General features: G+C 62.9%; 20 protein-coding genes. 7 read left to right on the top strand and 13 right to left on the bottom strand.

Annotated elements, in window-relative coordinates:
• The first annotated feature begins 157 nt into the window (after positions 1-157).
• Positions 158-1075, top strand: coding sequence for an alpha/beta hydrolase (locus CSW57_RS07730; RefSeq protein ID WP_099382252.1), 918 nt, complete (start codon positions 158-160; stop codon positions 1073-1075).
• A gap of 205 nt (positions 1076-1280) precedes the next feature.
• On the opposite strand, the gene CSW57_RS24670 is transcribed toward CSW57_RS07730, so the two are convergent.
• Together CSW57_RS24670 and CSW57_RS07720 are read right to left on the bottom strand one after the other, a co-directional pair.
• Positions 1281-1850: a lipase family alpha/beta hydrolase gene (locus CSW57_RS24670; protein WP_223249112.1), complete on the bottom strand. Its 570-nt coding sequence runs from the start codon at positions 1848-1850 to the stop codon at positions 1281-1283.
• Between the two features lie 632 nt (positions 1851-2482).
• Entirely contained in the window at positions 2483-3517 is a 1035-nt protein-coding gene (locus tag CSW57_RS07720; RefSeq protein WP_189339172.1) for a hypothetical protein, read from the bottom strand.
• A 149-nt stretch (positions 3518-3666) separates the two neighbouring features.
• On the opposite strand from CSW57_RS07720, the gene CSW57_RS07715 reads away from it, so the two are divergent.
• Positions 3667-4230, top strand: coding sequence for a dihydrofolate reductase family protein (locus CSW57_RS07715; protein ID WP_099382250.1), 564 nt, complete (start codon positions 3667-3669; stop codon positions 4228-4230).
• A gap of 60 nt (positions 4231-4290) precedes the next feature.
• On the opposite strand, the gene CSW57_RS07710 is transcribed toward CSW57_RS07715, so the two are convergent.
• Entirely contained in the window at positions 4291-5730 is a 1440-nt protein-coding gene (locus CSW57_RS07710; protein WP_099382249.1) for an ABC1 kinase family protein, read from the bottom strand.
• Positions 5727-6938 carry a cytochrome P450 gene (locus tag CSW57_RS07705; protein WP_099382248.1) on the bottom strand — a complete coding sequence of 404 codons (1212 nt, stop codon included), beginning with the start codon at positions 6936-6938 and terminating at the stop codon, positions 5727-5729. Before CSW57_RS07705 ends, CSW57_RS07710 begins: the two co-directional genes overlap by 4 nt.
• A 133-nt stretch (positions 6939-7071) precedes the next feature.
• Between CSW57_RS07705 and CSW57_RS07700 the strand changes: the two genes are divergently transcribed.
• Positions 7072-7695 carry a TetR/AcrR family transcriptional regulator gene (locus CSW57_RS07700; protein ID WP_099382460.1) on the top strand — a complete coding sequence of 208 codons (624 nt, stop codon included), beginning with the start codon at positions 7072-7074 and terminating at the stop codon, positions 7693-7695.
• A gap of 61 nt (positions 7696-7756) precedes the next feature.
• On the opposite strand, the gene CSW57_RS07695 is transcribed toward CSW57_RS07700, so the two are convergent.
• The gene (locus tag CSW57_RS07695) at positions 7757-8113 is read right to left on the bottom strand and encodes a hypothetical protein (RefSeq protein WP_099382247.1); all 357 of its coding nucleotides are present in this window, start codon (positions 8111-8113) and stop codon (positions 7757-7759) included.
• A 315-nt stretch (positions 8114-8428) separates the two neighbouring features.
• Here CSW57_RS07695 and CSW57_RS07690 point away from each other — a divergent pair, with 315 nt between their 5' ends.
• Positions 8429-8926 (top strand): FBP domain-containing protein, encoded by a 498-nt coding sequence (locus tag CSW57_RS07690; protein ID WP_099382246.1) that lies wholly within the window; start codon positions 8429-8431, stop codon positions 8924-8926.
• 98 nt (positions 8927-9024) lie between these two features.
• Here CSW57_RS07690 and fadD5 read toward each other — a convergent pair whose 3' ends face one another.
• The 4 genes from fadD5 to CSW57_RS07670 form a co-directional block, all read right to left on the bottom strand.
• Positions 9025-10632, bottom strand: a complete 1608-nt coding sequence (gene fadD5, locus CSW57_RS07685) for a fatty-acid--CoA ligase FadD5 (protein WP_099382245.1) — start codon at positions 10630-10632, stop codon at positions 9025-9027.
• Between the two features lie 273 nt (positions 10633-10905).
• Positions 10906-13284 (bottom strand): PEP/pyruvate-binding domain-containing protein, encoded by a 2379-nt coding sequence (locus CSW57_RS07680; protein WP_099382244.1) that lies wholly within the window; start codon positions 13282-13284, stop codon positions 10906-10908.
• Positions 13281-14279 carry a TIGR03617 family F420-dependent LLM class oxidoreductase gene (locus CSW57_RS07675; RefSeq protein ID WP_099382243.1) on the bottom strand — a complete coding sequence of 333 codons (999 nt, stop codon included), beginning with the start codon at positions 14277-14279 and terminating at the stop codon, positions 13281-13283. Before CSW57_RS07675 ends, CSW57_RS07680 begins: the two co-directional genes overlap by 4 nt.
• A 9-nt stretch (positions 14280-14288) precedes the next feature.
• Positions 14289-15404: a hypothetical protein gene (locus tag CSW57_RS07670; protein WP_099382242.1), complete on the bottom strand. Its 1116-nt coding sequence runs from the start codon at positions 15402-15404 to the stop codon at positions 14289-14291.
• A 49-nt stretch (positions 15405-15453) separates the two neighbouring features.
• Here CSW57_RS07670 and CSW57_RS07665 point away from each other — a divergent pair, with 49 nt between their 5' ends.
• Positions 15454-16059 carry a TetR-like C-terminal domain-containing protein gene (locus CSW57_RS07665; RefSeq protein WP_099382241.1) on the top strand — a complete coding sequence of 202 codons (606 nt, stop codon included), beginning with the start codon at positions 15454-15456 and terminating at the stop codon, positions 16057-16059.
• Positions 16060-16208: 149 nt separating this feature from the next.
• Here CSW57_RS07665 and CSW57_RS07660 read toward each other — a convergent pair whose 3' ends face one another.
• The 3 genes from CSW57_RS07660 to CSW57_RS07650 form a co-directional block, all read right to left on the bottom strand.
• Positions 16209-16979, bottom strand: coding sequence for an alpha/beta fold hydrolase (locus CSW57_RS07660; RefSeq protein ID WP_223249111.1), 771 nt, complete (start codon positions 16977-16979; stop codon positions 16209-16211).
• Between the two features lie 184 nt (positions 16980-17163).
• Entirely contained in the window at positions 17164-18393 is a 1230-nt protein-coding gene (locus CSW57_RS07655) for a lipid II:glycine glycyltransferase FemX (RefSeq protein ID WP_099382239.1), read from the bottom strand.
• Positions 18390-19595, bottom strand: a complete 1206-nt coding sequence (locus tag CSW57_RS07650) for an alkane 1-monooxygenase (RefSeq protein WP_370623931.1) — start codon at positions 19593-19595, stop codon at positions 18390-18392. The genes CSW57_RS07655 and CSW57_RS07650 overlap by 4 nt, the downstream gene beginning before the upstream one ends.
• A 1025-nt stretch (positions 19596-20620) precedes the next feature.
• On the opposite strand from CSW57_RS07650, the gene CSW57_RS07645 reads away from it, so the two are divergent.
• Positions 20621-22102 (top strand): alpha/beta hydrolase, encoded by a 1482-nt coding sequence (locus CSW57_RS07645; RefSeq protein ID WP_099382238.1) that lies wholly within the window; start codon positions 20621-20623, stop codon positions 22100-22102.
• A gap of 67 nt (positions 22103-22169) precedes the next feature.
• On the opposite strand, the gene CSW57_RS07640 is transcribed toward CSW57_RS07645, so the two are convergent.
• Entirely contained in the window at positions 22170-22640 is a 471-nt protein-coding gene (locus tag CSW57_RS07640) for a DoxX family protein (protein ID WP_143696498.1), read from the bottom strand.
• A gap of 309 nt (positions 22641-22949) precedes the next feature.
• Between CSW57_RS07640 and CSW57_RS07635 the strand changes: the two genes are divergently transcribed.
• Positions 22950-23855 (top strand): alpha/beta hydrolase, encoded by a 906-nt coding sequence (locus tag CSW57_RS07635; protein ID WP_317615573.1) that lies wholly within the window; start codon positions 22950-22952, stop codon positions 23853-23855.
• The last annotated feature ends 12 nt before the right edge of the window (positions 23856-23867 follow it).

Raw genomic sequence — 23867 nt, 5'->3', positions numbered from 1 at the left:
TAAACTGTGGCTCAACGCCTTACATATGCAACGTCAAGTATGTCAAGTCGTCCCGACGACGGGCTGAGCAGGCCGTGCTACCGGTGCCACACACCTAGTTCGGTGACTTCTCCCCCGATCTTCGGGCTGGTACCAACGATGGATCTAGTGTTGACTCGTGCGGTTCGACTTGTCTTCACTGATCGATCCCGAGCTCTGGTCCCTGGCCGATGAGTCGCGAGCTTTTTATGCCCGCCGGCAGTCCGGCCGCGGTGCACGTAACCTCGACGAGTTGCGAGCTTTCCGGTTGCAGGCACCCGCCCCCACGGTCTGCGAACCGCAGCCGGTCCTCGAGCAGGTGTCGGCCGGTGGACGAACCGCGCCGGTGAGGATCCACGCGCCAGCCGGAAACGCTCCGTCCGGCGTGATCCTCGAAATCCACACCGGCGGCTTCTTCATGGGCTCTGCGGCCGGCAGCGACCTCCGCAACCGTCGGCTTGTCGAGACGCTCGGGGTCGCGGTGGTGAGTGTCGACTACCGCCTCGCGCCCGAGTATCCATGGCCGGCCGCACCGGACGACTGCGAAACCGCCGCGCTCTGGCTGGCCGAGCATGCCCAAGCACGTTTTGGCACAACCAACCTCGCAGTGACCGGATTCTCGGCCGGCGCCACTTTGACGATGGCAATCCTTCTCCGGTTACGCGACCGTGGACTCAAAGTCTTCAGCGGAGGCGTACTCCAATGTGGGACCTACGACCTTTCCGCGCAAACACCAGCAGGCAGGTTGATCGCCGACGAGTACTTCCTCGACGCCTACGCCGGTGATGCACCTGACCGGACCCACCCAGATCTCTCACCCGCATTTGCTGACCTCGGCGATCTACCGCCTGTCATGCTCGTGATCGGCACCGAAGACATCCTCCTTGAGGACAACTTGGTTATGGCAACACGACTCGCAGCCGCCGGCGTCGAGGTCGATCTACGCGTCTACCCCGCGTCACCACATGCCTTCAGCGGGCACGCAACCTCGATGGCTCGCGTGGCTCTCGACGACATCGACCGATGGTTGCGCGATCGACTCGGTGTGCTCGACTGAACCCCACCGTGGAAGCCGTGGGCGCGCACGCGCTCGTCGCACTGTTCGACACACCGAACACCGCTTCGCTGGCCCATTTTTCGGCGAGTGGTACCACTTCGACCGATCTTCATCCGAGTCGCAACCACGACTGGCAACTCGCCCAAAGAAAGTCCGAATCGGATAGCTCGGACCGTACTGTGCGTCATCCGCAGAGGACAGGGTGTTAGCCGACTCCGGAGTTCGGTTCGACAACCGCACATGGCGCTGGACGGTGCGAAGCGTCATCGAGAGCGTTGAGTACAAATGCTGCGACCCGACGTGTTGCCGCAAGGCCCCGGTGCGCTGTTCGGTCGATCGCACAACCATCTTGGACCACGATGTTGTTCACTGCCGTGCCGGCGGGACCCGGCGTCAAACCCGCCGTGTACGGAATCACGAGCTCGTCGTATTTCGTGGCGATGTTCGTGTACCGGACGCCTGAAACATACGGCGAGCCATCGGCATTCAGTGCCGTGATGAAGTCAGATCCTGCTACTGCCTGCAAACAGGCCGGGCACAACGGAATCGAGAGCGCACCTGATAGTCCGAGCTGTTCCTGTATCTCCTGTAGATAGTTTTCCCCAGCGGGTCCAGCAGTGCCGTTCCAGAGCGCGCCAAGGGCGATGAGGCTGGAGATAACGTCCTTGCCCCCTAGGACCTTCGCGTAATATCCCGACACCAAGCTTCCCTGCGAATGGGAAATGATGTCGACTTCCGAAGCCCGTGTTGACGTGCGAACGCGTTCGACGAACACCGAGAGTTCGGCGGCATCGTCTTCCAGGGATCAAGGGCACCTATCGCGGACAGAGGCCAGGGCGCATTGTCGATTTGGCCATACGTCAACGCGTAGACGCAGTAGCCCTCGTTCTTCAGCAGCGGACCGTACACTCCCCAATTGACCTGCTGGCTCGCAAATCCGCCGTGTACCAACACCAAGGGTCGCGGGTGCGCCGGGCTTGGCCGGCACGACCAGTCGTTGGTACCGGGCAATGAGCCGTTCGGGTTGGTCAGCTCGGCGACGATCCCCGTGTTGAAGTCGTAGCTGACTGGCAGCGGCGCGGCGGTCGCCGTAGCGGGCGACGCAGCGGGCGACGCAGCGACAAAGCAGATTGCCAACATCAAAACAGCAACCAAGCGTGAACGTTTCGTCATCAACCCCCCTAGTGCGCGACGAATGCGACGCATCGTCAACACACAGATCCCCGAATTCTGTCGAATGCTACTGAGTGTGCAGTGCCTTGGGGTCCATATCGACGGCTTTGGTCGCGAGCAGCTTCGTTCACCGTGTGGTGCTCCTCAGGTGAGCGCCGATAGTTGTTCTATCGCGTAGCCCGGTGGGCACTGATGGCGTCGACGCGCACTTCGATTGGGCCCGCATGGATCGCGCTATTCGCCGACGGCGTCACGCCTGCTCAACATCATGATTGCCAGGCGCCAGTCGAACCCCACTGTGGTGTCTTGGTTGATGGCGTCCGTCAGCCGCTCGGTGAACAATTCGTGCTCGATCGCCGCGCGGTCCTCGTGCGGTATGGCCGCAAGCAATGACGGGCCGAACGACACCCGGATGGCCTCGGCAACGTCGCGGGCGTACTGCCCACGGTCGCCCTCCACGTTCTGCTCGGCGATCGGATCACCCAGGACTACCTCTTCGAAATGATCAAGCGTGAAGGCGGCGTGCGGGAATGGTGCATGCCACTCGGCTGCGGTGCGGTACCACGCCGGGATGGGGGTGAGCGACGTCGTGGGCAGACGTCCTGTTCCGGTCATGTCATCGGCGACGCGCTTGAGTGTTGTCATCACGGTTTCGGCCCCGCTGTTGCCGGCCGCGTCAGCCGACCCGACCACGATGACGAGGCGTCCACTCGTCAACAGCTCACGACCTCTGGCGTCGAGAAACCGGGCCCAGTCATCGCCCGCGCGCCGGGCCCACCGTTCACGCTGGGACTGTGTCCCGTCGGTGTACCACATGCCGTCGAGCGGCCCCGCAGCCGCGCTCAGCCAATGCAGCGCAATTGAACTCCACCCCAGAGAGACGGACCGCGGCGGAAGTATCTGTCGGTAAAACGATCTCCCGACCGCGCTGGTGTAGACAGCGGGACCAGCGTAGGTTCCCGGATCGTCTGCGACAGTGGCAAATAACGAGCTGAAGTCGTTCGTCGGGAGGTCGGTGTGGACCACACTGATCGGCGCATCGGTCGAATGAACGCGGCGCATTTCCTCGATCGCGGCGCGCATCGGGGCCAACGAATTGCGTCCCTCTGAACATCCATAGTCAGCGACCGTCAGCGACCCGCCCGAGGTGGGCGGCACTACTGCGGCTGCTGAGCGCAGCAGCGGTAAGGCGCGTGCCGCAGCACTCAACTGCGCCGTCGAGTGCTCGTTGTACTGCCCGCCGCCCGCCATCGCTTCTGGTTGCGTCATGAGTGGATTCTCCATCGATCGGCGGGCTCCGACATCTGCTCGCTCCTCCCTACCCTCAAATTCCGGATGTCAGGCGGCGAATCGCGAAATACGAACCCGGCCCCACCGCGAGTCCGATGAGTTTCGGCCCTTGTGGTGGTCTAACTTGCATGGGCAAACTCACTTACGGCATGAATATCTCAGTGGACGGCTACATCGCCGACAGGAACGGCGATATCGGGTGGAGCGACCCGGATGCCGAACTGCACCAGTACTGGAACGACCAGGTCCGCAACACCGCGGTGTCGTTGTATGGGCGAAAGCTGTACGAGCTGATGGCCGCCCACTGGCCGACCGCCGACGAGGCCCCCGACGTGTCGCCGGTGGAGGCCGAGTACGCCCGCCTGTGGCGGGATATGCCGAAAGTGGTGTTCTCGACTACCCTCGGGTCGGTTGGCTGGAACTCGCGACTGGAGCGGGGCGATGTCGTCGACTTTGCCACCAAACTCAAGGCCGACACCGACGGCGTGATCGATGTGGCCGGTGCCACGCTTGCCGCGCCGCTGGTTCGGGCCGGCCTCGTCGATGAGTTCCACATGGTGGTCACCCCCGCCGCGGTGGGCGGCGGGCTGCCGTTCTTTCCAACCTTGGACAGCTGGATCTCGTTGGAGCTGACGGAGAATCGCGCGTTTCCGTCCGGTGCGGTTCTTCTCCGCTATGCCTTGAAGAAATAGAATTGGGTGTCGTCGCCTAGTTAGACCTCTGCTAGACGGGTGCCTTGAGCGGTGTTTGGCTCAGCGGGGGGTGAGACCGAAGGGTAGTCCTCTGCGACTAGCCCAGGCGGTGTGAGCACGGCTCGCGGGGGTTGTGGGTGTTCCGAGGCCGTCGAGGCAGTCGAGTTGCTCGCGGGTGTCGAGGGTGGCGCCGAGCTCGCTGAGGATCGCATTGATACCCAGGTTGATTCGGGCGAGCATGACGTAGTCGCTGGGAATCTGCATTTTGCGGACTGCTGTACCGATCGGCCCGTCGTCGAACATGGACTGCACCAAGCCGGTGCTGTCTGCCGGAACGAACGTATGCGGCTGTTCAGTGTTCACACTCGAGGCCATCATGGCCCACCATTGGTAGGCGTCGTCAACACTGAGGTCAGTGTCGGCTGCGACGAAGCCGTGGTCGATCATCAGGCGGTACAGCTCGTGGCGGTCGCCTTCGCAGGTGGCCCGAAACATGGTGACGATCCCGCGGCGAACCCACTCGGGGAACTGTTTGACACAACCGAAGTCGACGAAGCCTACTGTCCCGTCCTCGCCGAATCGGTAGTTGCCTGGGTGTGGATCGGCGTTGAAGAGGTTGCTGTGGCGGTAGGCTCCGAACCCGAAGTAGCTGATCGCCGTCGCCCATTGGTTACGTAGTTCTTGATCGGCGGTGCGGGCCTGTGCCCACCCCACCCCGTCCAGGAAGGTCATGGCGATCACCAGATCGCCGGAGTGGCTGTCGATCACGTCCGGCACTCGGATGAAGGGGTGCCCGCGGTACAGGTCGGCGAACCGTCGGATGCTGCGTGCCTCGTGGCGGTAGTCGAGTTCGTCTGCGATTCGCTCGGCCACTTCAGCGGCCGCGGACCGTTGATCGGTGCGCATCGCCCGCGGCGTCAACGACATCCCGAGTTTGAGGAATGTGGCCAGTAGTTCAGTGTTGGCGAGGTCATCTCTGATTGCGCGGGCGACGCCGGGGTACTGGACTTTCACTGCGACGTCGCGTCCATCGGCGAGCCGTGCCCGGTGCACCTGTCCGATGGAAGCGGCAGCGATCGGCTCAGATGAGAACTCGACGAACATCTCTTCTACCGGGCGGCCCAGATCAGATTCGATGACCTCCCGGGCCGTTGCGAAATCCATTGGCGGAGCGTCGGACTGAAGGCGCTGCAGCGCAGCCTGGTAGGTGGCAAGCGGCCCACCGACGTCTGGATCGACGTCGTAGGTCGACAGGAGTTGGCCTGCCTTCATGAGCACGCCTTTTGAGTGGCCGAGCATGTTCGCGTAGCGCTGCGCGGTGCGGTCGTGGAAGCGGTCAACTGCCTCGGTGTCCCCTGCGCGCGATCGTAGACCCGCCACGACTCGGCCCCCGGCGGCACGAGCGGCGAAGCCCACGACCGGGACGGTTCGGCGGACTCGGCCGGCGCGCACAGATTCGAATCGTTCCGCGCTGCCGAGCCCGGGGGTTTCGTCTTTCATCGGTCGGCTCCATCGGTAAAGATCATGGGGACATAGGTGGGGCCACGCAGTATTCCCGACCGGTTCCAGGTCACTGGCCCGGCGAGCTGTGGTCGTCGAGCGTGCAACTGCCGCAGGGCGATAGCCACTTCCAGCCTTGCTAACGCTGCACCTAGGCACCGATGTCTTCCGTAGCCGAGAGCTAGGTGCGGCCGACCCTTGTCACGGTAGGGACGGAACTCGTCGGGCGCCTCAAATACGTGTGGATCACGGTTGGCGGCCGCGATCGCGACGATTACCCGCGCACCCGGTTCAATGGTGTGCCCGGCGATCTCATGGCGATCGGTTGCGGCGCGCACAACGATCTGGGCTGTCCCGTCTAGACGAAACAGTTCGTCGACGACATCACCGGCGGCCACGTCGTCAAGCGTGTCTATCAACCGCTTGCCAGGGCCCCCGCTGCACAACCGGGTCATACTGGTGCCCAACAGTTTTGCGGTCGTCTCGTGACCGGCGACGGCGAGAAGGATCGCGTTGGACACCACCTCGTCGAGTTCGAGTTCGGGGTCTGTGGCCAGCAAGCTGAGCAGATCATTCTCGGGCTGTTGTCGACGTTCGGCGCACACCGACAGAAACTCGGCCATCACCGCAGTCAGCCCCGCCATCGACGGCACATCATCGGTCGGAAGTATGGTCCCCTCCAACCCGAGCACCAACCCACTTGTTTCGTCCCACATCATCTGCGCAACGTGAGGTTCGAGCGCCAACCACTCTGCTATGACAGCGATGGGCAGTGGTTCTGCGATCGTCGACATCAAGTCGAAAGTTACCCCTGCCGGGACATGATCAATGACCTCGGCAGCAATCGCCCCGATCCCGTCACTCATAGATGCGACGTAGCGCGGCGTGAAAACGTCGCGAAGTGCGCCGCGGGCCCTTCCGTGGTCGGGTGGGTCGAGGGAGAGCATGGTCTGCGCGAGTGGCGCGTCCTCAAGGCCATTGGCCCGCAACGCCTGGCGACTGACCTCGGCGGCCAACGGATCGCTACTCCACCCGGCGCCGAGTAACACATCGCGGGCGGCGTTGTATCCACTGATCACCCACGATTGAGTCTGTTCGTCGAAATGAATGGGACGGCGGCCGTGATCCCACGGCCGAGACAGCACCGACGTTGTGCCGTCTGGCCACTTCCATCCCTGCAGTGCTGACGGATCGGTCACCGCATTCATATGCGCCTCCTTAAGCTCCTAAGTGGCTACTTAGGAGCACACTTGGCTACACTAAGTGCGCACTTAGGTCGTGTCAACGGCGTTGAGGCCATCGGACGGGTCACACGGCGGGCGACCGTACGGGATGAGGGTGATGAACACAGCAACGCGCGACCGATTGATCGAGGAAGCGATGCGCCTCTTCGGAGAACAGGGTTACCGTGCGACAAGCGTGGCGCAGATCGAGGAAGCAGCAGGCCTCACACCAGGTTCAGGTGGGCTCTACCACCACTTTCGGTCGAAGGAACTGCTACTGGAGGCAGGAATCGACCGCCAACTCGACCGACTACGCGCGCTTCGCGACATCGGGCAGATCTTCGAGGGGCTCACCGACATCCGTTCCGAGCTCACCGTCATGGGCCGGTACACGCTCGAGGTCATCGACGAAGAAAGTCAACTCCTGCGCATCGTGTCCTCCGAACTTCGTAACCGACCGGCCAAACTGGTCGAGACCCTGGCCGATCTTGTTGACCAGTCGTACGCGGGCATGGCGAGCTGGGTTCAACGGAATACCCCCGGCATCGAGAGGGAGCGGGCCGAAAACATCGCAACAATCGCGATGAACGCGCTGTTCGCGCATCGGACAATGCCGCACTTTCTAGGCCTACAACCACTTTCGATTCAAGACGACCGCATCATCGGCGAATGGGTCGAGATGGTTGCCGGACGGATCGAACAATGCGACCCCACGCGGGGTGCTCGGGCAGACCAGAACTGAGACACCGATACCAGCGCACCACCCGACTAGCTCTGAGCCGCTGCGTTGTCGTCAACCAACATCAATGTCCATAGGTATAGCGGAGACCGGCGTTGATGAGCTCCCCGATGCGCTGACACATGTGCCGAAACAGGCGGTCATCGGGAGCGGGCGGCTCTACCAGCAGAGTCCATCGAAGTGCCGTCTCACTGCCGCTTCCCGCCAGGTCGAACTGGATGTTCGCGTCCGGTCGCTTTGTCCAGATCGATGACCACACAACAAGTGTCGGGCGCTGGGCGGCAAGAACATGCGGTGGCGTCTCGTCGTCGAGTAGATACAACCACGACCGGCCGGTGGCCCGGCCGGGATTTGCCAGGTCCTCGAACACCACCCACGTCGGGGGCGGCTGAGTGCGCCGCCGAGTCGCGACCGCTTGCATACACGAACCGTACGAGACCGGATGCCGGCAGTCCACCGACTACCCCCTGCGTTACCCGTCGGCCGATGACGCCCCGGCAAATGGGGATGCAATGACCGCTGAGAAACCGGTACGGTGTTTCGGTGTTCCGTCGAGTCGAAGCAGGTACTGGCGCCGCGCGCGCCTCTATGAGATGACTGCGCCCCGCAGCCGACCGTGATGGTCGGCAGCTCAGTCATGTCCTCGCCCCGATGTTTCGGGGAATCGACTCACCGCGTCCCGGACGCGGTCTCATTGCAGGTCCCCAACAGGAGTGCCTGCACGGATGGATGAACCATGAAGACTCTTACCCAGCAGCAGATCATCGACTCGTTTCGCGGCGCGACGCGCAGCGAGATCAAGCGGGTCACGTTCCCGGCCGACTTCAACGACACCGATTTCGATGCGCTCGACTTCTACGGATGGCGGGATCGCAAGATCCAGCGTCGTGGCTACATCTGTGTCCCACATCAGGGCGACGTCATCACCTTGCTGTTGACACAGGCTGAAGCCGTTCCCAAGCGACGGGCGATGTGTACCTGGTGTCGCGATGTCAACCTGACGAGCGCAGCGGTCATGTTCTCCACGCGCCGGATGGGCTCTGCGGGCCGCCGCGGCGACACGCTCGGCGTTCTCGCCTGCGAGGACTTCAGCTGTTCGCGCAACATCCGTCGACTCCCACCCGCCTTCCACCGACAGACCGACCTCGACGCGTTACGGGCCGAGGCGGTGACCGGCCTGCGCGTTCGGGTCGACGCTTTTGTGGCCAACGTGCTGTCGTCTGCAGAGGCATGACTTCACGCCGCGGCGCCGGAGAGGGATGCCGACGCCGCGGCGTTCACTGACCCGATACGCAACGTTGATTCGCTTCCCACTTCGGGGCACATTCGGCGTCAGTGAGTCAACCCTTCGTCTTTACTGCCGTATGCTGCACGGAGTTTGGGTTTGACGACTTTGCCACCGGGATTGCGTGGTAGTTCGTCGACCACGATGAGGTCTTTCGGGTGCTTGAAGCGTGCCAGGTTCTCGTCGAGGTGAGGCCCCAGATCATCAAGGGTGAGCGACTCCGTATCTGCGGCCAGGACCACGACTGCTACCGGAACTTCACCCCACTTCGCGTCTGCCCGGCCGATGATGGCGGCTTCGGCGATTGCAGGATGACTGTAAAGCGCGTTCTCGACCTCGGCGCAGTAGATGTTCTCGCCACCAGAGATGATCATGTCTTTGGCTCGGTCGACTACGTAGAGAAAACCCTCATCGTCTTGCCGGACCAGGTCGCCGGAATGGAACCACCCACCCCGGAACGCCTCTGCCGTAGCCTCAGGATTCTGCCAGTAGCCCTTCATCAAATTGGGTCCGCGATAGACAATTTCACCGACTTCGCCTGGTTTGACGTCTTCCATCAGTGGGTCAACAATGCGAGCCGTCACCGCCGGCACGACCTTGCCAATGGACCCGATCTTTCGGATGGCGTCTTGACCTTCGAGAAGCGTTGTGACCGGCGACATCTCGGTCTGTCCGAACGCAGTCATGTTCAGCGCCTCGGGAAACAGCTCATTCATCTCGCGAAGTACGGTGTCGGGAGCGGGGGCCGCTCCCCAACTGATCGTCCGTAGCTTGAGGTCGCGAGGTTTGGCCCGCTGCGCCGCGCATACCGCCTGCCACTGGGCCGGCACCATGAACACCGAAGTAATGCCTTCGCGCTCCAGGGTGTCGAGCATGTCGTTTGGATCAAACGCGCCGAGCGGATGAATGACTGCTTGAATGCCGCGATAAAAGACCGGGGCGAAGGCCGCGATGCCGGCGATATGGAAGATCGGAGGTACGACCGAGGCTATGTCGCCCCGTTGACCATCGGACGCATTGATTGTGGTCATCGCCTGAGATTGCAGGTTGGCGTGGGTCAACATGGCGCCTTTCGGCTTTCCAGTTGTTCCCGAGGTGTACATGATGAGCGCGACGGTGTCTTCGGGAACGTCGACCTCGACAAGATCATAAGGTTCCTGTGCGAGCAGCTCTTCGTAGTCAAGGTGATCGACGTTGTCGGCGGCAGCGTCGACGACGATGGTGGTGGCGATGGCGCCGGTGGACGCGGACACGGCGTCCGCGAGCGGCGCGAGCAGTTTCTCGGTGAGAAGTACTGTGGCGCCACTATTCTGGACCAGATAACCCACCTCGGCCGGGCTCATGCGAATGTTGACCGGTACCGGGATCGCGCCGATCAGATTGGCCCCGAGGACAGCTTCGACATACTCCGTGCGGTTGAGCAGCGCCATCAGAACGCGATCGCCGAACTGGACCCCGTGGCGTTGCAACGCTGAGGCAAACCGACGCGACCTGTCGTCGAGTTCACGCCACGTGGTTGCGGAATCGAGATACTTGACAGCAACCTGGTCTGGCGTCATGTGAGCATGTCGCCGCACCTGGTTGTTCCAGGTATTGCGGCTGGAACGCATTGGTTCGTCGAGAAGCTTGCTGGTCGATTCTGCAGCAACTGTCATTGCGTATCCCTGGTGTTGTCGGGCGTGGGGCGCGGTCTCCAGCCCACTACTGTGCGCTACGTCTCACTGTAGAGGTTGAGGCGACCCTGGGTCGACAAATCAAGGCAGCAGGTGAAATACGTTCTGCGAGTTTACAAATCGGTGTTCGGTATCCCGCGCTGCGGCTGAGATGCTAGGTGTGGACAAACTTGCTCAGAAGGGTTGAGGGGACCAGTTCCGCGGGATCTCAGGGCAGTGCAGACGCCGTCGCACGCTCAGCGCACAGCAGCCGAGTCAGGGTTGGTCCAGTCGGGTGACCACCCCTCGGTCTCCATCCACGCGAACACGATCGCCGGTCTTCAACGACTGCGTGGCCACCAAGGTGTTGACGACGCACGGTAAACCGTATTCACGCGCCACCACAGCCCCGTGGGACACAGAGCTGCCGATGTCGGTGACAAGTGCACCGATGACGGTGAAGTACGGCGTCCAACCCACATCGGTGACCGGTGCGACCAAGATCTCTCCACGTTGCACGTCGCGCGCCTCGATGATTGATTTGGCAACGCGCACAACGCCTTCAATAGTCCCGCGACTCGCCGGGCGGCCGGTGATCATGTTGTCGGTGACACCTCGCTGAGGCCGGACGACGAGCGGTGTCGGCCGCCCGACAGACACGTCCTCGAACTCCAGCGAGTCCTGGAATGCCAGCGCCTCCCGGCGTTTGACCGCTCGATGCACAAGATCGCCGATATCGCCGGAACCGACGACGCGGTTCAGTTCTGCCCGGTCGAAGAAGAACACGAGATCCGAATCAGGCAGTCGTCCGGCCGCGGCCAGCACCTCGCCCAGATGCCGGTAGCCCAGCTTGAGCGAATGCGCCATCAGCGCCATCTTCGACTTGGTCTCCTCGCGCCCTCGTGCGCCTCCCTGAGCCAACCTGGCGAGAAGTCTGATGGACGCTGCGCTGGGCAGCTCGGGCCTACTCTTGGCCGACCCGCGGTCGGACGGATCGAGCGCGGAACGCACCATCACCTGCATCATCGCGCCCAGCCCGTCCGGGTCCTCGGCCCACGACGCATCGCGCATGCACAGCTCGCGGTATCCACGGTGGCCGTGGCGCTCCAGGAACTTCTCCAGCGCTACCCCGGCCGGGCTGCCGGTGGCACGCACCTCCCTGACCGCGGCACCCGGGTCCCCCGCCAAGAACTTCGTGGCAGTCGCGTCGTCGGCCGCGATGGTGTGTACCACCGAGTCGAGCTCTTCCAGCATGAGCGCGCTCTCGACATCGGACGCACCGGCCATGAGCCTGGTCGCCTCGGCGCGTCCCTCGTCTTCGCTACGTCCTTCTTTGACTGCTTGTCTCATCAAGACGCTCTCGAGGACGTTCGCAGCGACCGCCGCGCGCGACGACGATCGCACATGGGTCAAGGTGATGTCGCAGTACTCTTCCACCCCGGATTCGAGCTGCCGCAACACCTGCCGAGGGTCATCACCGGTCGGCACCTCGAACTCGGCGATCTGATCCTTCAGTCGCCGGATCGCAGGTCCGGCAGACAACGCGTACGTGGTGAGCCGCACGGTGTTGACCAGTCTGCGCAAGAACGGTTTTGGCGGTTTCGGCTTCAACTCGTCAACCACCCGACCGCAGATCGAGGTGGAGAATTGTTCCAGCGAATTGCCCAGGATCCCCGAGCTCAGACCGGTGCCCTCGGTCAGGTTCAAGAACATGTGCCCCTGAAAATAACCGACCTGCAGCCACGGTTTCTCGTACTTCGGCTGCGCTCGCGCCACCACCTGCGTCATCTGCATGGCGTAGTCGATGGCAAAACCGGAGACCGACGCAGTCAACGGGCAGAACGCCCCGGGCATCATCTCGCCGATGTTGCAGCGGGTGTACACATGGTCTGCACCCGCGAGCGGCGAATCCATCTCGCCCAGATCGCCGGGCAGAGTGGTGATAGGACGAGCCTGCAACCACCAGAGCTTCCCCGATTGGTCGATGGCCCACTCGAGATCCATCGGTTTGGCCCAATGTCGGACAGCACTCAAGGCGCCCGCCCGGATGTCGGAGACCTCGTCCGGCGACAGGACCGGCGTCTCACCAACCTCACGGACGGCGGGGTTGCCCTCGGCATCCAAAACAATGTGGTCTGGGGACGCTGACCCGTCGACAAGCGCCTCGCCGAGCCCGGCAATGGCATCGATCACCATGAGGTCGCGTCGACCGGTGGCCGGATCTGCGGTGAACACGACGCCTGCGGCTCGCGCATCGACCATGTGCTGCACCACCAGATGCATTGTGGCCGTGGCCTGTCCACTGTAGGAAGACGCGCGTCCGGAATGAACCGACGCCGCACACGTGTGAACAGCCGCAGCAAAATCATCGACGGAGTCGACACCCAGCACGGTGTCGTACTGTCCTGCAAAGGACTGGTCGTCGCCGTCTTCGCCGACTGCCGAGGACCTCACGGCCACCGGAGTCGCACCTGCCGATGCCATCTGCGAAAAGCGTTCAGCCACGTCATCGATGGCGATCTGCTCGGAAACGTCAGCGATGACAAATCCTACCGGCACAGCAAGTCCCAACCGGCGCAACTGCGCGAGGCCGGCCGCCTTTCCGCCGTAACGACCGTCAAAAACCTCGTCGAACTCGACCGCGGTCAACGTCATGACGATCCTCCCAATTCGTCCACGATCTCCGCGAGCGCGTCGACCTCGATGGGGCCCGGTTGATAGAGGCAGATCCGGTCGGAGACCCCGTCGACCCGGTCGCGGATGTGCGCAGCCACCTCGGATGGGGTGCCACACGCGGCAATGGTGTGCAGTATCTCGTCGTCGATCAGCGTGGCCATCTCTTGCCAGCGGCCCTGCTTTGACATCGCATTCAGTTCGGGTTGCAGATCGCCCCATCCATGGGCGTCGAGAACCGGCCGGTATGCCGGCGTGGAACCGTAGAACGCCAGCAACATTCGAGTCGAGGCGTGATCGTCATCGCGGTCAGTTTCCACCGACACGATGATCTCGGGCACCACCTCGAAGTCGCTTTCGCTACGACCTGCAGCAGCCAATCCCTCGCGCACCGCAGGCAGTGTCGACTCGTGGAGGAACCGCTTCGACCCGAAAGGCATCACCAACAAACCATCGGCCACTTCTGCAGTGGCCCTGGTCAACCGGGGTCCGAGCGCGCCGAGATAGATCGGCGGCGGACCGTACGGGTTCGGCCCGGGTACAAAGGTCGGCGTCATCAAGGTGTGCCGGTAGTGCTCGCCGCGAAAGTCGAGTCGTTCACCCTCGTTCCACGTGGCAAAAATGGCTCGCAACGCCCCCACCAACTCCTTCATCCGCGCGACCGGGTGATCGAACTCGACTCCGTAACGCTTCTCGATCTGCGCGCGAATCTGCGTGCCCAGACCCAAGATGAAGCGCCCCTCGCTGATCAGCTGCAGGTCATTGGCCTGATGGGCGAGCTGAATCGGATTGCGAGGGAATGCAATCGCAACATTCGACATGACGTCGAGATTCTTCACCGACGATGCCAGCACCAGCGGGGTGAAGACGTCGAACGGTCCTTCGAAGGTGAACACGCCCGACGCGCCGGCTTCCTTGAGCACTTGCGCCCGTTCGAGTGCGTCGGTCGGGCCGAACAGCGCTGTCATGATCTTCATACCTGGCGCCTAGCTCGCCGCGTCAGTCCAGTCGGAGAATCCCGACGGATGGTGCGGCCCGATCACGCCGTGCTCGAACAAACCCGCGCCCTCGCGAACCGATCCGTCAGCTTCGGTACACACGGCCTTGCCGACATGGTCGATGAGACTGAACGGCGCCCGGGCCATCACCTCTGGATCCGTCAGATCGAAGTCGACGCGTTCAGCGAATGGTGCGCCCTTCCAGCTGCCGTGGGCCCACGAGGAGTCGCCACCGTAGCCGGACCCGAAAGCGATGGGAGCAAACAGCTTTGACTCGACGTCCAACTCGATCTTGTCTCCGGCGCGGTTCATGAACTCCACGTGGGCGCTCCGAGGAATTCTTGTGCCGGGCTGGTAGTCGACGCTCACCCGGACTCCGTCGAGCTGCTCGACGCGGCCGTCTCGCCACCTGCGTGTGCAGTCGTACAGGCTGCGGTGGCCATCGGGATCTTCCTGCAGGATCAGGAACAGCTGGTAGTCGTCGAACGCCAACGGCAGGTACAGCCACCACATTCCACGGAACGAAGCGTCAGGCCGACCGGCCGGCTCGGCCTCGCCGACAGGTCGGATGCCCCACGAGCGGTCACGGCTCGCCACACTGCTGTCGTGACTGACGTCCAGTCGTTCGCCATCGACATCGATCCAGCCCTGCCACGAACCGACCTGCGCAAAGCGAGACGCCTGCAACGTGACCCGCCTATCGGTGAGCATCTGGTGCGGCTCCTCCAGCGCGGCGGGAAACAGCCCGCGCCAGGTGAGGTCGGCGGAAATACCTTCGGTCTGCGCCAATGTCAGATGCACCTGCTGTAGCGGCTCGACGACATCGAGGCGGTAGCCGTTGACGTTCTGGTGAAGGCGATCGTCGTCGATGGCGTCGCTGAGGTGCACCGCGGTCTGGGTGTCGCCGCGACGAACGACGAAGTAGGCGTCCTTGACGCCGAGGCGTGGGTAATAGCCGATACCGGTCAGGGCCATGAAACGGCCCTCCCGGTCGAGCACGTTGAAGTACGACCGGTCGTAGAAGTTTCGATCGGACGTAGCCGGCCAGGTCAGCGGCGCGGGCGTTTGGTGAATGGGGAACTCGTCGAGCGGGCTCAGATGCACTAGCTCTCCTCAAATACGATGCGTACCGTATTGGAACTATGGTGAAGCCATGACAGCAGAAAGCCGCAGTGAAAACAAGAGCTCTGCGCAGTCCACACCCGGGCGGCCGCGTGACGGCAGGATCGATGCCGCGATCATCGCTGCCACACGCGAGCTGATCCTCCAGACCGGCTACTCCGCGTTGTCACTGTCGGCGATCGCTGCGCGTGCCGGAACCACCACTGCAGCCATCTACCGCCGGTGGTCGGGCAAGGCGCAGCTCGTACACGAAGCCGTGTTGTACGCCGAATCGATCCCCGTGCCAGATGGTTCCGGCGACATCCGCGCGGAGATCCGGGGTCTGGTCGAGACGGTCCGGGTCATCTTCGACAGACCGGAGGTGCGGTTGGCGCTGCCGGGCCTGATCGCGGACACCGTTGCCGATCCTGAGCTGCACGCCATGATGATCGCGCGATTGGGCGGAAATCTCACGGCATTCGAATCTCGGTTCGGACAAGAGCGCCGCGACGACGACCATCTGCCCATGCTCGCCGAGGTGGTCGCGGGCACTGCGATCTTTCGCATTCTCATCCGAAGCGACGCAGCCCTCGACGACACCTGGGTGGACGAGATGACCAAGATGATCACCGACCGTTGGCCCCAGAGAAGTCGCTAGATCACTCCCGAAAAGCGCTCTCCTGCCCACCCAACCGGCATTGACGACGGGGAACTATCGCTCCCGCGGTATGCGCTTTGGTGAGTTGGCGTCGACCGCAGACAATCTATCCTGCAACGCTTTTCGACAGTCGCCTGACCACTGCCACGTCAGCCGCCACCAGATGTCCGCCGGAACTCGTCGGGCGTTGAAATACATCTGTGGGTGCCCGCGTCGACCGCTCGTGCAAACGTGGCGATCGCTCTGCCCGTGACAACCGGCTCGATGAGCGGGAACAAATGACTGGCGCGAGGTATCACGGTCAGATGAGCACGGGGCGAAATCGCTTCGAAGCGACGTTCATTGACGCGAAACTGGTCCCATCCGCCATTGATGAGTTCGATCGGACCTGGATAACGCGCGAGTTCGCCGAGGGCATCGAAACGGGACACCTCGGCGACAACATCTTTGATCGATGCCAGAGCGAGGCCACCGACTTCCATGTCGTCAGCGACTCGGCGCCCCACCGATGCTCGGGTGAGCCACCTGCTGATGGCCGCTGCCTGCTCGGGTAGGTACGCGGTCGTCGCCCCGAACGCCCGAAACGGGGCTGCATAGAACGGACTGGGTTGTGCGGTCGCGCACATCGCCACCAACCCACTGACCAGACTTGGATGCCTGCCCGCGACGGCCATCGAGACGTAACCGCCCATCGACATGCCTGCAACGATCGCTGGTGGCCCGAGCTCCTCGATGGCCTTGACCACCGTGTCAACGGCACCTGCAAGCGTGAACGTCTCCCCCACCCGTCTGCCATGACCGGGCAGATCCGGGAACACCACTTCGCGGTCGGGGATCGCGGCAGCGATTCGGTGCAACGATGCCCCGCTGACACGGATTCCGTGGACGAGAACAACCGGTGCGGGAACGGGCGCAGGCACGGGAGTCAGTATGTCCTCAATCCTCGATGGGCCGACAGGTCCAGCTGCGCCCCTGCGCCAAACTGTCACACCCCGTTCTCGAAAGTGTTGCGCAGCAACACTCGAGATGAACGGCCAGGAAACGGTCAGCTCTCTGACGCAGTCCGATCCTGCGTCCACCTCGGCTGGCTGCGTCCCCGCCGCTTCATCCCAGGCGACGCAACCTGCTCCAGACAGGTCCATGCTCAAGCCACACGTAGTCCGGATTCGGACGCACCGGACGACCGCGTAGCCGATTCAGCCGTGGCGATTCGTCGATCAGTGACGTGAGTATCTCGAGTTGCCGCAGCGTCCATGCCCGCCGGGGACGAACGGCTATCTGATAGGCGCCGAGGTAGTCGGTGATTTCTTCACTGAACGCGGTCTTGAACTGGCCTACCCCGTGGCGGGGATGAGATGGATCGGAAATGGTCGACGTCGACGGTGTCCCGTCGAGGTCGTATCGCTCGCATCCCTGCTCCCGCGCCCACTGCATGATTTCCCACTGCAGCGCGTACGCCGCGCGGCTACCACCTAGTCCACACAGGAACGGGTCGCCAGGGCGCTTACGAATCGAGCCCGCCCCCAGGTAGAGCGCATTCTTGCCCAATTTCGAGACGAACGCGCCGACCACCACCTCGCCCTGGTGCCGAGCCAGGAACAGCTGACCGTCGCCGGACGCTTCGTACTGCTGGAACAGCGCAGTCGACGTCTCGAGGCCGGGGATCCTGAACCGGCCACCGCTGGTGGCGTCGAGCATCTCGTACAGAATGCGGCAGTTCTCGTCGGTGGCCGGGACCCGTTCGACCGTGACACCTTCCTGCGCTGCACGACGGATCGACTTTCGCGCTCGCTTCTTGAAGCGCGCCTGCACGTCGAGTTCGGAGCCCCGTAGATCCACGATGACCGTGCTGTCGTCCAACCAGGTCGGCACCCGGGTAAAACCCTGGGCACGAAGGATTTTGGCGTCGTCTGCATTCGCCTTGAGTTGGGAACGCACCCGAACCGCGGTGATCCCGTTCTCTGCCCCGAACGCCGCCACTGCGCGGCCAGACCGGATCAGATCGTGAACGTCGAGGACAGGCGGTCCGAAAAGCACCCATAGCGCTCCCACAAGCGGCACGTCCACCTGGAATGCCGTCACTGCGTGACCGCCCACGATGAGATAGACGGGCCTGGCACCCTGTAAGGCCATGCCGTCGATGTTGGCGCGACCGCGGTAGACGGTGCCCTCGTCTGGGCTCAAGAGGATCAGTTCGTCCCACCGTGCGATTTCGTCCTCGTCGGCGAAGCGCACGTGCGTTGCTTCAGCCGCAGGCTGAAGACGTGCATCCCCACGTTGTCCGAATCGCCGACCTGAGCGGACAGTTCTGCCCACCGCGTTGACTGCGCTCATCTGGCAGAGCTCCCGGCTAACGCGACGCCGTAGCGCTGCTCGATTTTGTCGGCCTTCGGCGGGTGAACGTTCACCCTGGAGAGGTCGCCGTTGTAGTGGTCGAGCACGCGGGGATCCATCACCTTGCGCCACAGCGGCGGGAAGAACGCCAGAACCACCATCATGGCGTAGCCCGCAGGAAATTGAGGGGCCTCGCTGCAACTACGAAGGGCCTGGTACCGCCGTCCGGCGCGCGCGTGGTGATCGGAGTGCCGTTGCAGGTTGAGCAAGACGACGTTGCTCACGAGGTGGTCACCATTCCAACTGTGCTCAGGACGCACCTTTCCCAATCTTCCGTCCGGAGTGGGCATTCGCAGCAATCCGTAGTGCTCGATGTAGTTCACCGCTTCGAGTACAAGCATGCCGATGACCGCCTGCAGCGCGAAATATGGCAGCATCGCCCACCCGAAGGCTGCGACGATGACGACGACAATCGCGACACTCACCGACCAGGACTGCAGAATTGTGTTGCGCCAGTTCCAGAATCGGTGACCCTGACGCTGTAGACGAGCGGTTTCGAGCTCGATACCCGAGACAAGTCCTCCATAGAGCGCGCGGGGATAGAACGCGAACAAGGACTCGCCGAATCGCGCGCTCGCCGGATCTGCAGGGGTCGCGACCTTCACGTGGTGACCGACGTTGTGTTCGACGTAGAAGTGCCCGTACACCGACTGCGCCAAGGCGATCTTGGCCAGGCCCTGTTCCAACTTCTCGCGCTTGTGGCCCAATTCGTGAGCGGCGTTGATACCGATTGCGGCACTCATGCCCAGAGTGATCGAAAGACCTACCCGCTCACCCCTGGTCATGTCCGCGAAGGCAAGGCACCAGAAGCCGAAGAACAGGCCCGCGTACTGGAGCGGGACGAAGAGATAGGTGCACCACCGGTAGTACCGGTCCGCCGACAACGTCCGCACCGCGTCATCCGGCGGTCCGGCACGGTCGGGCCCTCGGATCAGGTCGAGGAGAGGCACGACCACGAGGAGCAGGTAACCACCGAAACCCCAGAGCAACCCCGACACACTGTTCGCCAGCAGGCACGCGATGAACGGCCCGGCGGGCACGAGTAGACAAAGCGGCCACAGGTGACGTTTGGGGTCCTTCCAAGTGCGAGTATCCGACATACCCCGGTCCTCGACTTCAGCTCTGAGCTGGGTGTGGTGCATCAGCACAGCCACCTCGCCCGCAATCTTCACGCGTCTTCACACTCACGGATCCCTTCCGTGGCACTGCATACCCCAAAACCCGGTTGTTCGACGTCAGGACTGGCTCGCCCGCGATGGCCGCTTCAGTCCGTCTCGCCGTTCACCAAATGCAATTCCCCACTAATCGTCTGATGCGCAATTTAAACACAGAAACTCCGTTACCAGATCGCCAATTCGGTCATGCTGGTCGAACTGTGATTTACCGAACCTCCCCGCGCGTGTTCGCGGGCTCGGAAACATGGTTCTGGTACTGAGCTGTGCTAGCGACTTGGTCGGGAACCAGCTCGTGATTCTGCCGCAGACAGACAGCAATGAGCCAGGGTTCAACACAACGACACGGCCGGCTTCTCGACACTGGGATGACAGTCGAGTCGATCACGTCCACGAGAGTCCGTGTGAGCCACCAATGCTCACGTTTGCTCGCCTCACCGCTCGGCCAGCAAGGGTGATACACGTCCACGAACTCAGTTTCGCGATCATTGATCTACATTCGCAATGTCTCGGCGATTGCCGGGAATGCAGGCGCCGGCGGTTCGTCAGATGGGGTCGCAGCTTCGGGGGTTACCGACTCGGCGTCCGGGGGCGTTTTCCGCACTGAGTAGATGTCTTCCCCGAGCGTTCGCAGCGCGAATACAAAAAGGCAGCCCGGTTCACTCGCGCTGCAAATCGACTGACAAACAGCCGGTTCAAAGCCGCCTGATTTCACGCAGCCACGTCGTTCGGAGAAGCGACGGATTACGTCGCCGCGAGCACCAGGCCTCTTGGTGTCGCCTCCACGTCATCGAACAATCCAACGCAGGAATTTGCAGATCGACGACCTCCGTTGCGTACGGGGCCCTATAGTGGGCCAATCTCCAGTGTCGAGCGACGGCACTGGCGGCACCAGAAGAGACTTTCGTTCGACGGGTAACGCAGCACCGCCCGAAGACGACATCTCCTACAGTGCCTTAGTCGTCGGGGACCGAGATCAAGGAGCCAGTCCCCGCATGCCCTCACCTGCAATCCCCAGCGGCAACCTCGTTCCAGCTTGGAGAGTCGCCTCGACCGACAAGCAGCCCGGCAGGTCCAGTGGTCGGCGCAGGCCCCGGATTCTGTTCATGAGCGCCGTTGTGGCCGTGCTCAGTATCGGATTGACGGCTGCGAGTTCGTTCCTCTTCACATTCACGTCCGCATCCGCGCTGACCGGCCATCCGGAGGTGCTGCGAGACGGTTGTTCGTGGGACTCATCCGGCAGCTTCGTACAGAACTGCCAGGTCTGGTCCCCGTCACAGAACAAGTGGGTCACGGTCCAGATCCGCGCGTCGCAGGGCAGCGACCAAGGCGTGTATCTACTCGACGGCATGCGAGCCCGTGAGGATCGTTCGGCGTGGACAACCGATGTGAGGGCCGCGGACGTCTACGACCACACCACCGACACCACACTGGTGATGCCCGTCGGCGGCGCGTCCTCCTTCTACACCGACTGGAACGGCGGCGCGGGCGACCAGAACAGCACCATCAGGCAGGAAACATTCCTGACCGACGAACTACCCGCATATCTCGCACAGAACTTCGGCGTGAGCCCGTCCAACAACGCCATCATCGGCTTGTCGATGTCGGCCGGCCCCGCGGTCACCCTGGCCGAACGTCACCCCGAGCAGTTCAAAGTCGTGCAGGCGATGTCGGGTTACTACCAGACAGACAATCCGCTGGGCGCTCTCGGCGTCTTCGCGTCTCAGACGTTGGTCTCCAACTACACAAACGGCATCCTCAACATGTGGGGTCCCCCCGGCAGCGCGCAGTGGACCGAGAACGACCCCTCGAAGAACGTCAGCAAGTTGAAGGACAACGGGCAGGTCCTGATCATCTCCTCTGGTAACGGCTTGCTGACACCCGGTGAACTCGCCCATCTGGCGCCGCAGGATCAGATCAGCGCCATCGCATTGGAGATGTTGTCGGCGGTGTCGACCATCTTGATGCAGATGCAGGCCAGACAAAGCGGCGCCAACGTGGTCGTCCTTCCCAACTACGGCGGGCACACCTGGGAGAACTGGGGCCGCGGACTCCGCGATGGGCGAGAAGAAGTGACGCAGGCGCTACGCAGCACCCCGCCTGTGACCGCCAAGACCCAGGTGGTCACCGCCTCGGGATCACCGGTGCCGGACGGATCGGCGAAGGCCACCGATGCCGCATTGCTGGCGGCGCAAACCCCCTCGGTGCTTCCGTCCGACATCCCGGAGACGGCAACCGCGCCCGAAAGCGTTGATCCGAGCTCCGACCCATCGGCCACGGAATCCGCGCCCAGCGGGCCGGCGTCCGCAACGGAGCCGGCGGTGACTGGGACGACGCCCACCGATACCCCTGCAACCACCACGCCCAATGCGGAACAGTCGCAAGTGAACACCGAGGTACCTGCGTTGGACATTCCGTCGGCGACGACCACACCCACGGCCACGAGTGGAGCGTCTTCGGCACCGTCGGCTCCATAACCGGGCTTCAGCGGGCGGGTGACAGCATCGCTGCCGGATCGACGGTCCACCGTCGGCCATGGGCGAGCTACGAGGGGTGACCCGCCCGCTGCCTGCGAAGCGCCGACCACGCCCCGGTCGACCAGAGCGCCCAGGCGATCAACACCGGCTGGAAGAGCAGTCGGGTGGCACGGGCCTGGTCGGTGTTGAGCCCGAACGCATCACGGTGGTTGATGAGCTGCGCCAGGTTGCCCGGGAACACCGCGACGAAGAACGCGGCCAGCACCAGACCGACAGCAGCTCGACGGCGTTTGAGGAAGACGGTCGAAGTTCCCAGCGCGATCTCGACCACACCTGAAGCGAGAACGGTCACGTCCGGGCCGAACGGCACGAAGTCCGGTACCTGAGCCTGGAAGTCCTGTCGCGCAAACGTCAGGTGTCCGATACCCGCGAACACCAAGGCTGATCCGAGCGCAACGCGTGCAACAGCGCGCGCCGGCTCCTCAGCTGAAGGAGAGTCGGCGAGAAACACCGTCAGTGGGTTCGGCCGATTCGTCATTGATTTCACCTTGGAGTCGAGGTAGCCGAAGTGGCGTGCTCACCAGCGTAGGCAAGCGCTCTGCACCATGCAGCTCATGTGAGCACATCCGTTGTCCGACGTTCATCGCTGCGCCGTGCGGTTGATCGGTTGTCGCGACCGTCAGGCAGTCGATCTGGGGACGTGGTTTACTGTCGCGGGGTCGGGAGCCCAGTATCGACGGCACGGGGGAATCAGTAAGTGAGACGGCGGTTTTCGGCCATTGTGGCCATTGTGATCTTCTGTGTCATAAGTGAGCTTGCGGCTGCGCCTGCGGCGATGGCGGCACCGATGAGTGACGGCCTTGCGGCGTCTGCGCGCATCGAGACGTTGGTGATGGTGACGCCTCAGCGAGCAAAGCTCACCGTCTACTCGCCGATGATGCGCCGGACCGTTCGTGTTGATGTGCTGTTGCCGACGCGGCCAATGGCCGCCACCCCACGCCCGGCGATCTACATGCTCGACGGTATCGACGCCGGTGTCTATTCGGGCTACAGCCAGAGCGGATGGACCCAGTACACGGACATCGTCGAGTTCATGGCAGACAAGAACGTCAACGTCGTGCTTCCCATCGGCGGCACCGGCAGTTACTACACCGATTGGAAAATGGACGATCCCGCGTTGGGCAGGAACAAGTGGGAAACCTTCCTCACCCGCGAACTCCCCCCGCTCATCGACTCGACGTTCGAGGGCAACGGCCGCAATGCCATCGAAGGGTTATCGATGGGTGCCACCGGCGCATTGATGCTGGCTGTGCGGAACCCTGATCTCTACAGAGGCGCTGCGCTCTTCAGCGGCTGCCTCGACCTCGGAGACCAGACGGCCCAGAATGCCACCACCGCAAGCGTGATGACTCGCGGCGGGGATCCGGCCAACATGTGGGGCCCGGCCTACAACGAGACGTGGCTCGCCCACGATCCAGGCGCGAACATCGGCGCCCTGCGCGGCAAACCGCTGTACGTCGCGGTCGGAAGCGGCGTGCCGGACTGGTCGATGGGCGTGGCGGGGCTTGCCTCACCCGTCGGCGGAGCTCTCGAGGCCGCAGCGTTGGCCTGCACCCGGACCTTCGAGGCCAAGGCCGAGGCGGCGGGCGTAGACATCACGTTCGACTATCGAGAAGGCCTGCATTCCTGGGGCTATTGGAACGACGATCTGCATCGCTCGTGGCCGACGATCCGACAGGCTCTCGGCGTGTGACTCCACTTGTCG

Origin of the sequence: Williamsia muralis, assembly GCF_002735905.1 — a bacterium.
In the GTDB taxonomy this organism is placed as follows: domain Bacteria; phylum Actinomycetota; class Actinomycetes; order Mycobacteriales; family Mycobacteriaceae; genus Williamsia; species Williamsia muralis_A.
This window is presented reverse-complemented; position numbering and strand designations above follow the sequence as displayed.